Raw genomic sequence first — 13005 nt, forward strand, 5'->3', positions numbered from 1 at the left:
GGACCCCTGGTCAGGACGCGGCAGTGAGCTGCCACTCCTGTGCCGGGGCGAGCTGGCTCTGACAGGTCGACGCCTGTACCGGCTGTCCGTTGCCCATATCGGTCATACAGGCCCCGGTCTGCGAGTTGACGATGGTCACGACGTCGTTGCTGCCTGCGGGACGAAGGATCCACGCCTGGTTCTTCAACAGCTGTTGCCCACCACTGATGTCCTGCAGGCTGAGCTGCGAGTTGTTGTTGCTGTTGGGCTGCTGGAGCACGAAGTTGTTCGCCGCCGCCGGGAGGATCGCCATGGAGCCGTCCTGAAGGCGAACCAGGGTCCATGTCTGCAGGCGGCGCAGCTGTTGCAGTTGCTGCTGTTGGTTCTGGTTCTGGTTCTGGTTCTGGTTGATCTGGTTCTGGTTGTTCTGGCCCTGATTCTGCTGGTTCTGGTTCTGCTGGTTCTGGTTCTGCTGCGGCGGGTTCAGCGAGCTCGACACAGCCAGCGGCGGACCACCACCCTGATTGCCGAGCACCGTCAGCCCCAGCTGGGAGTGGGTGATCAGCACGTTGGTCCCCTCACCCAGACCGGTCCCCGATCCTCGCTGCTGCTGTCCTTGTTGTTGCTGCTGCCCTCGTTGCTGCTGCTGTTGCTGTTGTTGCTGCTGCGGTGGGGGCGGGGGCTGCTGCTGGAAGGTGGCCTGAACACCGCCGCCCGGCAGCTGAGGTACCGACACGGACGGCAGCTGCAGGGACGGGAGGTTCAACGCCGGGAACAACCGGGACTGCAGGTTCGTAAACGGCAGGTACAACAGACCTGCGAGGAGCCCGGCGAGCAGGAGCAGCGGGATGAGGAACAACAACCATTTGGGCACCAGCCCCTGCTGGATGTACGTACCCCGCAGCAATGCCGGTTTCGCCCCGGTCGCCACCGCCGTCTCGGGCGGCGTCACGGTCACCGCGAACGGGTAGCGCTGCGGTTTCCCGGTGAGCCGTCGCCGACGAGGACGGATCCTCAGCACCGGTGTGCCGACAACTCCGGCCGGCACCTGCGTCGACGGCTCCCGCCCGTCGAAGACGAGTTTTCCCTCGTCATCCTTGCCGACCAGCCGGATCTCGAGCGGCGCATTGCCCCGGTTGTTGACGGTGAAGCGCAGCAACGCGGAGAGACGTCCGCGTACCGTCACGGGGTTCATCTCGGCACGCAGTTCCCCGAAGGGCGTGACGGTGATGGTGCCTTCGGCGACGTCGGACAGCTCAGGGTGCTCACGGGGCACCACCCGGACACCGAAAGGAGTCGGGCCGGCGAGGGCCTCCGGAGTACGGGGCACCTTGATCGTGATGGTCACGCTGCCCTCGTCGGCCGGGAAGAGCCGCAGCTTCTCCGGGGAGATCTGGCTCCAGCGATTCAACGACCCGACCAGGCTGAGCTGGTACTCCTCCACGGTATCGCCGCCATTGCGCACCCGAAGCGTGAACGTCGCCGCGGCTGCTCCTGGAGCGACAGTGCCGGATGTCGGCTCCAGGGAAGTCCATACACTCACTGAACAAGTCTAGGAAGCACCCTGGGCCAGATCTTGGGTCAAAAGGGCAACGGCGAGGGCAGATTCTCCGCCCGAACGGCCATGTACTCATGGCAAGCCATCGGTCAGACTGATGCCCGTTCCCCGAGTCGAGCGGACCTTCACTGCCGTGAGCAGGCAGCCCAGGATTCGAATAAAAGTCTGTTCGGTCAGCCCATCTCCGGTACGAGGGAATCTCCTGTATGCCTACTTACCTGTCGCCCGGCGTCTACGTCGAGGAGGTTCCCAGCGGCTCACGCCCCATTCAGGGTGTGGGCACGTCGGTGGCCGCCTTTGTCGGTTTTGCCCCCACTGGCCCGCTCAACACGCCGGTACTGATCCCGAACTGGTCGTCATACGTCGCCCAGTTCGGTGAGTTCGCGGAGGGCTGCTACCTCGCCCACGCCGTGTACGGGTACCTCAACAACGGCGGCTCGATCTGTTACGTCGTCCGCGTCGGCAGTGGACCCGACGACGGGGAGAACGGGAGCGAGCCCCGGTCGCGCGCCGCAGCCGCTGTGCCCGCGGCCGAGCCCGCCGCGCTCGGCCCGTTCCGGATCGCCGCGCTGCCCCGCAATGGCGGAGGCCAGCTCACGGCAGAGGTCACCGACAGCGCCGGGGACGTCCCGGAGGACCGCTTCACGCTGACCATCAAGGATGGCGACAACACGCTCGAGTCGTTCGACGTCTCGGCGCGCAAGGGGAACCGCAACTACGTCGTCAACCAGGTGCGGCAGAACTCGAAGCTGGTCACCGTGGAGGAGGCGATCCCGGCCGGGCAGCTGAGCCGGCCCGCCAACCAGACGGTCACCATCAGCTCCCCGTCCACAGTCGTCTCCACCCGAGGTGGCGACGCGGACGCTCCCGTCAAGTTCAACTCCGGTCACTTCATGGGCGACACGGATGACCGCACCGGCCTGGGCGGGCTCGAGGAGATCGACGAGATCACCATGGTGGCCGTTCCCGACGCGATGGCGGCCTACGAGCGCGGCGCCCTGGACATGGACGGGCTCAAGGCCATCCAGCTCGCCATGATCTCGCACTGCGAGCAGATGGGCGATCGGATGGCCATCCTCGACCCGCCGCCGGCGATGAAGGCGAAGGACATCCTCGACTGGCGCCAGGTGACCGCCGCCTACGACTCCGCTCACTCCGCGCTCTACTACCCCTGGATCAGGGTGTTCGACCCGGCCAGCGGACAGCCGAGGCTGGTCCCGCCGAGCGGTCACATGGCGGGTGTGTGGGCACGCACCGACGCCACGCGCGGCGTCCACAAGGCTCCGGCCAACGAGGTGGTGCGCGGCGCCATCGACCTCGGCACGCAGATCACCCGTGGTGAGCAGGGCCTGCTCAACCCGGTCGGCATCAACTGCATCCGGGTCTTCCCCGGCCGCGGTGTCCGTGTCTGGGGTGCCCGCACCCTCTCCTCGGACCCGGCCTGGCGCTACCTCAACGTGCGCCGCTACTTCAACTACCTCGAGGAGTCGATCCTCGACGGCACCCAGTGGGTCGTCTTCGAGCCGAACGACCGATCGCTGTGGGCGCGGATCCGGCGCAACGTCACTGCGTTCCTGCTCCAGGAGTGGCGGAGCGGAGCGCTGTTCGGCAACCAGCCGCAGAACGCGTTCTACGTCAAGTGCGACGAGGAGACCAACCCCGTCGAATCGGTCGACCAGGGCCGAGTGGTGTGCGAAATCGGAGTCGCGCCCGTGAAGCCCGCCGAGTTCGTGGTCTTCCGGCTCTCCCAGTACTCCGAGGGCGGCGGCGAGCTCACCGAGTGAGAGCAGCCCGATCACCCCTCGCTCACCCAGTTCTCACAGTTAGATCTCCAAGGAGCCGCTCATGACTCTCCAGCCGGGCGACGCGTATGTTGCTCATCAGTTCGCCGTCGACATCGACGGCATCCAGGAGCCGATCAACAAGATCGGGGAGATGAAGTACTCGCTGGGCGTCGTCGAGTACCAGCAGGTCGACCAGCAGGGGAAGCCGCTCCGCAAGAAGATGCCCGGCGCTCCGGACGGCGGCACAGTGACCGTGACGCGCGGTCTCGACGACAATTCCAGCCAGTTCAGCCAGTGGGTCGACGACGCAATGGCCGGCAACATGGACACGGCCCGCAAGAACGTTTCCCTCGTGGTGAACGACTACACGGGGGCGGAAAAGATGCGGTTCAACCTGACCAACGCCTGGGTCAGCAGCGTCACGACCACGGGCGGGGAAGCCGGCAGCACGTCACCGTTCACCCAGGACATCGAGATCAACTGGGAAACAATGAACATCCAGAACAGCTGATATGCGTCGAGGCGGCCAGCGAATCCATTCTGCTCCTACTGCGCTGGAGCCCTCACCCCTGGTGCCGGAGGCAGGGCCTCTCGATGCACCGCCGCAGCGAGAGGCCCTGCGCACCGAGTTCGAGTTCGAACTGCCCCGGGGCTACATCGACGAGTCGGGCAACCTGCATCGTCGAGGAAAGATGCGGTTGGCCACGGCTCGCGATGAGCTGCTGCCGTTGCGGGACATGCGGGTCAAGGAGAACCCGGCATACCTCTCGGTGGTGCTTCTCGGGCGGGTGATCACCGAACTGGGCACACTCGGGCCCGCGAACGACCAGATCGTCGAGAAGATGTTCGCCGCCGATCTGGCATTCCTGCAGGACTTCTACCGGCAGGTCAACGCGGAGGGCCACACGCGCGCATCAGTGGTCTGCCCGCACTGTGAACAGCCCTTCGACGTGGAGCTCGGTGGGAGCCGCCTGGGGGAATCGTGACGTACGCAACTCCTCGTATTCATGAGGAGATTGCGTACCTGGCCTTTTACTTTCACTGGCGCCTGGAGGACGTCTTGGATCTCGAGCACCACGACCGCCGTCGGTACGTGGCCGAGGCGAGCGCTCTCGTGCGCCGGATCGAGGAAAGCCAGTAATCGATGAACCTATTTCCACGCTTCCGTCGGCTACGGCCGGCCTCGGCGCGGCCGGCGACGCCGGCCGCGCCACCGGTCGCTCCCCCGTCCGAATGGAAGAACGTCGGGCCCATCCAACGGGTCGTGGCCGCTCCGCAGCGCGTCAGCGACTCCGGCGTGAGGGGTCCCGCGACCTTCGCGGATCCGCGGATGACCAGCGGCGACCTTGGTCACAACGTGAGCGCGGACGCGCCGGGCGGGGTGATGCACGGCTTGCTCTCCACACGGATCGGGCAGCCACAACCGCTCGATCTGGACATGCCGCCGCTGCCGGTCGAATCCCGGGCGGCCGAGCCGGCACCGGAGCCCGAGCACCCCGTGGTGAGGGTGCAACGCGCGACGACACCGGGTCGGATGACCTCCGCCGCTCCCCTGGCCCCCGTCCGACGGCTGACGGCGATTGCACCGACCCCCCGACCTGCACATTCGGACCCGACAGCGGCCTCCCCCGAGGCGGCGGCAACCCCGCCACCGCGTCCGGTCGGTGGTCCTGCGAACTCGCCGCCGGATCAGCCGAGCCGCTCGACGCCGAGCACCCCCTCCCCGCCGCACGCGTCGATCGATGGACAGGCTCCGGTCCTGCAGCGACGAGCCACTCCCGGGGTTCTCTCCTCCCAGCCCGTGCCGGACGTGTCCTCGACACCGGCAGCTGTCACCCCAACCGCTTCGGAGCCGTCCTACAGCGGCGACACAACGGTCCAGCGCACGTCCACCCCGTCCGGACGGCGACCGATCGGGCTCGGCGCACCGCTCACCAGAACGACCGAGGCTCCAGGAGGGGAAGCGACGCCGACCCCTGCCCCGCCCGCATCGCGGAGCGAGAACCATCCGGACGCCCAGCCGCTCCGGACGGTCCGGCGCCGGTCCCGGATCGGCCCGCCCATCTCGTCGACGGCAGCAGGCGGCCCGGCGCCCACCCCGACCGACACTCACGTGCAGCGCACTGCCACCGGGGCCTCGGCTCCGACACCTCCGACGCAGACGTTCCGCTCCCCAGCCGGCGCGTCACAGGTGCCCGCCGTACCCGTCACACCGCCGGACACCAACTCCCGGACACCGGCGTCCACCGAACTAGGCCGCGGGCCGCGCACAACGTCCAGTGACGGGGGAAGCCAGACGTCCCCCGCCACCGCATCGGGTTCGTCCACGGTGCAGCGCGCGCCCGCAGCACAACCGGTCCATGAGGCGTCCACGGCAACGGCGAAGGAACCCCGGTCGCCGGGCCCGGCAAGCAGTACCGCCTCGTCCGCTGCGAGCCAGGTGCCCCCGCCGGCCGATGACGCTCGAGGGCCCGGTGGCACGTCCGCGCCCAGGTCGAGCTCCGGTGACCCGGTCGCGGTGCAGCGCCGGCCCCTCACCTCCGCGGCACCTCCCCTGACGGCCAGCACCCCGGCGACCCCGACGCCAGGGACGGCCGAGACGACCGTGCACCGCGAGGCCGCTATTTCCCTCGCGTCTCCGGCGCCATCCGAGACCCGGTTGGCGGCTCCCGGCCGGCCGCTCACCTCCCCCGCGGGTCAGACCACACCGAGCCAGGGGTCGACGACCACACCCACGTCGGCCTCGCGCCGGACCACGACATCCCCGACAACTCCGACCGCGTCGCCGGCCGCCCCGTCGGACACCACGCCGCCGGCCCCCCGGCTCCCGGCAGTCATTTCCCGGTCGGTCGCCTCCCCGTCGGCCACATCTCGGTCGGGCACATCCGCCTCCCCGAGCTCTCCGCCGGCCGCCTCCCCATCGGGCACGTCCGGGGCTGCCACGTCGCCCGCATCTGCCAGTTCCCCGTCGGCTGCCTCCCGATCGGCTACGTCCACATCGGGCACATCCAGATCTGGCGCGTCCCCATCGGCCACATCCGCAAGCTCCCCCTCGACCGGCTCCCGATCGGCTACGACCACATCGGGCACATCCGGATCTGGCGCGTCCCCATCGGCCACATCCACCGGCACCACCCCGGCCGGCTCCCGATCGGCTACGACCACATCGGGCACATCCGGATCTGGCGCGTCCCCATCGGCCACATCCGCAAGCTCCCCCTCGACCGGCTCCCGATCGGCTACGACCACATCGGGCACATCCGGATCTGGCGCATCCTCATCGGCCACATCCACCGGCACCACCCCGGCCGGCTCCCGATCAGCCACATCCACCAGCACATCCGGATCCAGCACCTCCGGATCCGGCGCATCGGCCACATCCGCAAGCTCCCCCTCGGCCACGTCCGCCTCCGCCGCATCCCCGTCCGGCGCACCGACCTCGTCGCGCTCGGGCGACCCCGCAACGGTGCAGCGCCGACCCCTGACCTCCGCGGCACCACCCCTGTCGACCACCGCGCCGCCGGCCTCCACCCCACCCGCGGCATCCGGCAGCACGACCGAGGGGCGACAGACCTTCCCGACCTCGACCTCGGCGTCCGGGGCTGCGGCGGAGTCACCCGCGTCCTTGCCGGGCACCACCGTGCAACGCGCGGTCGGGACTCCCACGACGTCACCCTCGAGACCCTCGAGCCGTTCGGCCGCGCCGAGCGACTCGTCACGGCCCGACCCGGCCGCACCCAGTACGACCCGCCCGTCCCCGACGAGCTCGCCGACGTCGACCACACCCCGGACGACCACATCCCCGGCGGCCACGTCGCCGTCGACCGCGTCCCGGCCGGGGTCGCCTTCGGCCGCGGCGACGTCGTCGAGCCCACCGTCCACGTCGACCTCGTCGGGCACGTCGACCTCGGGTACGTCGGCCTCATCGGGTACGTCGGCGCCGAGCCGGTCGGCCTCGTCCAGCCCGTCGGCCACGTCCGGCCCGTCCGCGACGTCGACCCCGTCGACTGCGTCGAGCGCATCGCCTTCCGGCGAACCGGCAGCGGTGCAGCGCCGACCCCTGACCTCGGCGGCACCACCCCTGACCACCACGACCCCGCCAGCGACCACGCCGTCATCCGCGACCGGGACCACCCACGACGGCCGGCGGACCGCCGCACCCGCAGGCACCCCCGCGGCGACCTCGACCCCGGCGACCGGGTCACCGGGACCTGCAACCGGCACCACCGTGCAACGCACGGGCGCCGGCGCCGCGACCCCGACCACATCACGGCCGGACCGGTCGGCGGCACCCGGTCACTCGCCGCAGCAGCCGCCCACCTCCCCTGACGGTCACACCACGCCGAGCGCGACGCCGAGCCGCAGCTCGGCAACGTCGCGCCCGGCAGGCTCGTCGACCCCGGCGAGCACGTCCGGCGGGCCGACGACGTCCGGCAGCACGACCACCGGCAGCACGTCGAGCACGTCCGGCGCGTCGAGCGAATCGACGAGGTCGAGCACGTCGACCTCCTCCGGCGGATCGTCCACATCGACCACCAGCACATCGACCACCAGCACGTCGGCCATATCGCCGTCGGGTGGACCCGCCGCGGTGCAGCGCCGACCCCTCACCTCCGCGGCACCACCCCTGACCGCCACAACCAGGGCGGCCACTACCCCAGCACCCCCCAATCCGACGGCTACCAATCCGACGGCTACCAATCCGGCGGCTACCAATCCGCCGGCAACAACGTCGTCGGCCCCTACCCCGCCGGCCATCTCCCGGCCGGCCCCGCCCGCCGGAACCAGCAGCACCACGGAGGGCCGACGGACCGCACCACCGTCGCCATCGACCGCCCCGACGTCCGCGGGTGCGTCGCCGGGGTCCGGGTCGGGGACAGCTGTCCAACGCGCATCCGCCGCACCTGCGACAGCCACGACACCGCCGTCGACCCGCTCGGCAGCACCGGGTGCGGGCCCATCCGCAGCGGGACCGGCCGCGGTGGGTGCCGCGGATGCCAACAGGCCGTCCAGCACCGCACGCTCGTCGTCGCCCACCGCCGGCGCGGCGACGACGGGTACCAGACCGATCGCCTCCGCAACACCGCTCACGCCGCAGTCCCCGGGAGCCAACCGCGAGGTGCCACAGCCCGGAACCTCGGCGTCCGCTCAGGGCGCTCCGCTCGCGTCGTCGTCCGGCACGAATGTGCAACGCCTGGCCGACTCGGGCACGTCGGGCCTCCCGGTCACCGCTCTCGGCGGGACCGTCAGGCAATCCGCCGTCGCGACGCCCGGTGAGGACGCAGGAACCGCCACGACTGCCACCGCGGCCTCGGCATCCACGTCCGTGGCACCCGGCACGGGCGGCGGCGCCACCGTGCGCCGCACCACACCGGGCGCCACTACCGCCTCGCCCGCCACACCGGGCGCCTCCACCGTGCAACGCAGCACAGCAAACACCCCGACGTCGTCATCGAGCACGCCAGCCGGCACGGCCGTCCAACGCAGCACGAGCGCGGCCGTGGCACGCCCTGTCCGATCAGCAGCATCGGGCAGCAGAGCGACACGCTCCTCGTCGGCCCGGTCCGACGGGATGGGACACGCCTCGAGCGCTGTCACGCCGCTGACCTCGGCGAGCGGAGCGTCGATGTCGCGCCTCGGGGCGGCGGCGACGGGACCGTCAGCGTCGACCGCGATTCAACGGGCGATGGAGAACTCGGCCACCTCCGAGATACCCGAAGGCTCGTCGCCGGCTGCGCCATCGTCCCGGACGGAGCTGGCTCCGCTGCGTGGCATCTCGGTGCTGGGCCTGGCCGAACCCTCGATGAGCACAGCTCCGGACCCTGCATCGAGGCCGACGCCGGGCACCGTGGCATCGCCCGCACCACAGGCCTCGCCGCCGGCGGTGCAACTCCGGCGCCGCGGCACGTCGACCCCCACCGGATCCAGCAACGGCGGTTCCACTCCGGCCGTAGGGCCATCAGCCACGCCGTCGGGCACGAGCACGGGCACAGGCACAGACGCGCCGCTCACGGGATCGGCGGCAGGCGGACTCCCACTGCCGGGCCTGCCCTTCCCGCCCGGCGTGCTGCCCGGTTCCACCGCTCCCCAGGGGAGCGCCGCCGGGCCCGGTACTGCCGAGCCCGGCGGTGTGGCGCCCGCCGCCGCCGTGCAGCGGTCCCCGGCGTCGGGAGCCTCGACCACAGCATCCGCAGCGGTGGCCCTGACACCGCGGACCTACCCGGCCCCACTGCCTGTTCCGGTCCCGAGCCGGAAACGAGATGAGGCCGCCACGGTGCAGCGGAGCGCCGTGGGGAGTTTCCCGGCCACCCGCTCGGCGGCACTGCCCGCCACCGCGTCGACGAGCAGTTCGAACGCGGCCGTTCAGCGCCGTGCTCTGCCGGGCACAGCGCCACCGCCCCCGACCGAGCAGGGGCAACCGGGCGCGGCTCCGACGGGTCGCGCTCTGCCGTCCACCGGCTCGAGTCGCCAGGAGTTGGACGAGCTGGCTCGCCTGCTCATCGGCCCGCTCTCCCGTCTGCTGAAGGCAGAGCTGCGGATGGACCGTGAACGCAACGGCCGGTTGCGTGACCACTAGTACCAGGAGAAGGACGAATGGCTTCACCTAAGGATCCGGGCTCGACCGTCTTCTACCGACTGTCGATCGACGGGCTGGACCTCGGGCTGTTCAACACGTGCGAGGGGTTCTCCGTGCAGGCACCGGCAGAACAGCACGAAGAAGGCGGAAACAACTCCTTCACCTGGCATTTCTCCACGCGCCTCAACTACAGCAACATCCGGTTGTCACGGCCGATCAACGAGGACTCGAACAAGGCCAACCAGTGGATGGAGGCCTCGGTGGCTGTTGGATTCCTGAGGCCGACCGCGGAGATCACCGCGCTGCGCCCCGACGGATCCGAGGTCTGCTCGTGGGGACTCAACCAGGTCACGCCCGTGAGCTGGGAGGGGCCGCACTTCGACTCGTCCAGTCCCGGGGTGGCGACCGAGACCCTGGAACTCGCCTACCACGGCTTCACCGGGCCGTTCTGACCCATGACCAGTGGCTTTGGAAAGCTCAAGAGCGCCGCACAGAACGTCGCGGGGTCGGTGCCGGGCCTCGGCAGCTTCGCGGTCTCACACGCCTCACTGTCGATCTTCCGGCCGCCGGCAGCGGCCGGTGGCGCTCTCGGATCGAAAATCGCCGATGTCGATTTCGAGTACAACCCGGGCCAGGTTCAGATGTCCCGGTCCGCCTCGTGGAGCGCACAGACGGCGGTGTCCTTCGACCGCGGCCCCACGCCTGAGTTCCACGGCGCCCAGCCCGCCACGATGAACCTCGAGGTCATCCTCGACGGAGGCACCTTCGGCACGATCACCGGCGGCGACGTCGCGAAGAACGTCGACCTGCTGATGTCCTGCTGCGAGGTGGACCCGCAGAGTGTGACCAGCAAGCGTCCGTCACCGCCGTGGGTCAAGCTGTCCTGGGGATCGCTCAAGGCGGCCCAGTTCACGGCGATCATGATGAGCGTCAACGTGACCTATACGAGGTTCAGCCCCGACGGCACGCCCAACCGTGCACGGTGCCAGCTGGCGCTCCAGGAGGTTCCCCAGCCGACCAAGGGCCAGAACCCGACATCCGGGGCGCTCAGCGCAAACCGGGTGCATTCAGTAGTGGTCGGGGACTCACTGGCGTCGCTGGCCTGGAACGAGTACGGCGATCCAACGGTGTGGCGGGCGATCGCGCGGGCGAACAACATCGACGATCCCATGCGGCTGAAACCGGGACGGGAACTCCTGCTGCCCGCCGCCGAGGAGGTGGGCGAATGAGCCAGAAGATCTACACCAACATTCTCCAGGTGAAGCTGAACGGCGCGAAGATGCCGGATCAGCTGGCGCAGCTGATGACGTCCGGCTGGACGGACAGCAGCATGAACCTGCCCTCGGCGTTCGAGCTCACCTTCTCCGACCCGTACAGCGACGTGACCAAGAACTTCCCGCAACTGACCATCGGGACGACCGTCGAGATGTCGGTCATCGCGGATGGCACAACTTCGAAGAAGCCGCTGATCACCGGTGACATCACCGCGATGGAGGTGGACGCGGACCGGGCCGGCCGAACGCTTCGGGTCCGCGGCTACGACGCGGCCCACCGGCTGCAGCGAAACCGCCGGGTCGAGAGCTACAAGAAGATGACGGCGTCGGCGATCGTCCAGAAGATCGCGAAGACCAACAAAGTGAAAACCGGCAAGATCGACCCGACCACCACCCAATACGAGCAGGCGACCCAGCCCAACATCACCGACTGGGACTTCATGACCAGGTTGGCCATGGAGAACGACGTCTACGTGTACGTGGACCGCGACGGCAGTCTCCAGTTCACCAAGCGGCTGCCGGCGTCCGGCGCACCATCGGACACCACCTCGTCGGAGAAAAGCCCCTTCGTGCTGGAGTTCGGGGCCAACGCGTTGCGCTGCCGCGTCGGGGTGACGTCGGCCGGCCAGGTGAACACGGCTGAAGTCCGCGGCTGGGACGAGAAGAACAAGCGCGCGCTCACCAAGCAGTCGCCCGCGACGACGACCGACGGCGCAAAGATCGGCGTGACGCCGGGCAAGGTCATCCAGAAGTTCGGCCAGGCCTCGCTCACCGGATCCGACATCCCCTACACCACGCAGGCCGAGGTCAACACCGCGTCCAAGGGGCTCGCCGACGACGTCTCCAGCTCTTTCGCCGAGATGGAGGTGGCGGTCACCGGCACCCCGGAGCTCGGCCCCGGCGTCCCCGTGGCCCTCAAAGGCGCAGGTGAACCCTTCGAGGGCCAGTACACCGTCACCGCGGCCCGGCACGTCTTCGAGACCGGTCAGCAGTACCTGACATGGGTGGAGGTGAGCGGCCGTCAGATCCGCAGCCTCTACGGGCTCGCCTCGGGAGCGGCGTCGACCACGCCGGTGATCCCCGGAGTGGCCAACGCGACCGTGACCAACACGCAGGACCCGGACAAAAAAGGACGGGTCAAGCTGAAATTCCCCTGGCTGTCGGACAAGTACGAGAGCGACTGGTGCCGGGTGGCCCAGCTCGGCGGTGTGGGAGGCGGAGGTTTGATGACGCCTGCGGCCGACGACGAAGTGCTGGTCGGGTTCGATCGCGGCTCACTGGAGCACCCCTACGTGATCGCCGGCCTCTACAACGGCAAGGACAAGCCCACCGATGATCCCGATCGGATGGATCCGGTGGACACGGTCGGCAAGGTGAACTGGCGCAGCATTGCCTCCCGCGAAAAACACATGATCGAGCTTCTCGACGCTCGTACGAGAGGCAAGATGGGCATCCGGATGCGCACCGGCGACGGCCTCCTCACGATGTACCTCGACCAGACGACGACCACGATCACCGTGGACAGCAAGGGCGGGGTGAGCATCACCGGAGCGCGGAACGTGGACGTCAAAGCCGGCGGGGAGCTCAGCCTGTCCGCCGGCGGCGCGGTGAACGTCGAAGCCGGCGGGGCGTTGAACCTCAAGGCGGGCGGGGAGCTCGGGCTGCAGGTCGGCGGTGCCGCCACCGTCACGGCCGGCGGTCTGATCGCCATGACCGCGGGGGCGGAGATCACCATGGAGACAACGGCCAACATCAACGAGATCGCCACCACGATCACCATGGAGGGCGTCGTCCTGGCGAACGGGGTGCCGGTCATATGAGCGGTGCACACGC

Annotated in this window: 14 protein-coding genes; 8 read left to right on the forward strand and 6 right to left on the reverse strand. The window is 69.3% G+C overall.

Annotated features, from left to right (window positions below; all coding sequences use genetic code 11):
• Nucleotides 1-10: 10 nt before the first annotated feature.
• Entirely contained in the window at nt 11-1522 is a 1512-nt protein-coding gene (locus ABD743_RS00875; RefSeq protein WP_344717733.1) for a hypothetical protein, read from the reverse strand.
• 221 nt (nt 1523-1743) lie between these two features.
• Between ABD743_RS00875 and ABD743_RS00880 the strand changes: the two genes are divergently transcribed.
• The 4 genes from ABD743_RS00880 (at nt 1744) to ABD743_RS00895 (ending at nt 4462) form a co-directional block, all read left to right on the forward strand.
• Entirely contained in the window at nt 1744-3321 is a 1578-nt protein-coding gene (locus tag ABD743_RS00880) for a phage tail sheath family protein (protein WP_344717735.1), read from the forward strand.
• Nucleotides 3322-3382: 61 nt separating this feature from the next.
• Nucleotides 3383-3832 (forward strand): phage tail protein, encoded by a 450-nt coding sequence (locus ABD743_RS00885; RefSeq protein ID WP_344717737.1) that lies wholly within the window; start codon nt 3383-3385, stop codon nt 3830-3832.
• Between the two features lie 61 nt (nt 3833-3893).
• Nucleotides 3894-4307, forward strand: a complete 414-nt coding sequence (locus ABD743_RS00890; protein WP_344717739.1) for a hypothetical protein — start codon at nt 3894-3896, stop codon at nt 4305-4307.
• A complete protein-coding gene (locus ABD743_RS00895; protein WP_338104185.1) occupies nt 4304-4462 on the forward strand; it encodes a DUF6760 family protein in 159 nt (52 codons plus the stop codon). Before ABD743_RS00890 ends, ABD743_RS00895 begins: the two co-directional genes overlap by 4 nt.
• A 716-nt stretch (nt 4463-5178) precedes the next feature.
• Here the strand turns inward: ABD743_RS00895 and ABD743_RS00900 are convergent.
• From ABD743_RS00900 to ABD743_RS00920, 5 genes are all read right to left on the reverse strand, one after another.
• The gene (locus ABD743_RS00900) at nt 5179-5430 is read right to left on the reverse strand and encodes a hypothetical protein (protein ID WP_344717741.1); all 252 of its coding nucleotides are present in this window, start codon (nt 5428-5430) and stop codon (nt 5179-5181) included.
• Between the two features lie 588 nt (nt 5431-6018).
• Nucleotides 6019-7545 (reverse strand): hypothetical protein, encoded by a 1527-nt coding sequence (locus ABD743_RS00905; RefSeq protein ID WP_344717743.1) that lies wholly within the window; start codon nt 7543-7545, stop codon nt 6019-6021.
• 108 nt (nt 7546-7653) lie between these two features.
• Complete coding sequence (locus ABD743_RS00910) at nt 7654-8412, reverse strand: hypothetical protein (RefSeq protein WP_344717745.1); 759 nt, start codon at nt 8410-8412, stop codon at nt 7654-7656.
• A gap of 57 nt (nt 8413-8469) precedes the next feature.
• Entirely contained in the window at nt 8470-8919 is a 450-nt protein-coding gene (locus tag ABD743_RS00915) for a hypothetical protein (protein WP_344717747.1), read from the reverse strand.
• A 78-nt stretch (nt 8920-8997) separates the two neighbouring features.
• Nucleotides 8998-9504, reverse strand: a complete 507-nt coding sequence (locus ABD743_RS00920) for a hypothetical protein (RefSeq protein ID WP_344717749.1) — start codon at nt 9502-9504, stop codon at nt 8998-9000.
• 106 nt (nt 9505-9610) lie between these two features.
• On the opposite strand from ABD743_RS00920, the gene ABD743_RS00925 reads away from it, so the two are divergent.
• Genes ABD743_RS00925 through ABD743_RS00940 form a run of 4 tightly spaced genes read left to right on the forward strand, consistent with a single transcriptional unit; the run spans nt 9611 to nt 12992 of the window.
• Complete coding sequence (locus ABD743_RS00925) at nt 9611-9898, forward strand: hypothetical protein (RefSeq protein ID WP_344717752.1); 288 nt, start codon at nt 9611-9613, stop codon at nt 9896-9898.
• 17 nt (nt 9899-9915) lie between these two features.
• The gene (locus ABD743_RS00930) at nt 9916-10350 is read left to right on the forward strand and encodes a phage tail protein (protein WP_344717754.1); all 435 of its coding nucleotides are present in this window, start codon (nt 9916-9918) and stop codon (nt 10348-10350) included.
• A gap of 3 nt (nt 10351-10353) precedes the next feature.
• On the forward strand, nt 10354-11127 hold the full coding sequence (locus ABD743_RS00935) for a CIS tube protein (RefSeq protein ID WP_344717756.1): 774 nt from the start codon (nt 10354-10356) through the stop codon (nt 11125-11127).
• Nucleotides 11124-12992 carry a VgrG-related protein gene (locus ABD743_RS00940; protein WP_344717758.1) on the forward strand — a complete coding sequence of 623 codons (1869 nt, stop codon included), beginning with the start codon at nt 11124-11126 and terminating at the stop codon, nt 12990-12992. Before ABD743_RS00935 ends, ABD743_RS00940 begins: the two co-directional genes overlap by 4 nt.
• Nucleotides 12993-13005: the final 13 nt, after the last annotated feature.

Source organism: Pseudonocardia yunnanensis, assembly GCF_039534065.1.
GTDB classification, from domain to species: domain Bacteria; phylum Actinomycetota; class Actinomycetes; order Mycobacteriales; family Pseudonocardiaceae; genus Pseudonocardia; species Pseudonocardia yunnanensis.

Excerpts from the sequence above, each read along its gene's own strand:
- ABD743_RS00940 (WP_344717758.1), top strand. The coding sequence starts at position 11,124 with ATGAGCCAGAAGATCTACACCAACATTCTCCAGGTGAAGCTGAACGGC.
- ABD743_RS00880 (WP_344717735.1), top strand. The coding sequence starts at position 1,744 with ATGCCTACTTACCTGTCGCCCGGCGTCTACGTCGAGGAGGTTCCCAGC.
- ABD743_RS00885 (WP_344717737.1), top strand. The coding sequence starts at position 3,383 with ATGACTCTCCAGCCGGGCGACGCGTATGTTGCTCATCAGTTCGCCGTC.
- ABD743_RS00935 (WP_344717756.1), top strand. The coding sequence starts at position 10,354 with ATGACCAGTGGCTTTGGAAAGCTCAAGAGCGCCGCACAGAACGTCGCG.
- ABD743_RS00930 (WP_344717754.1), top strand. The coding sequence starts at position 9,916 with ATGGCTTCACCTAAGGATCCGGGCTCGACCGTCTTCTACCGACTGTCG.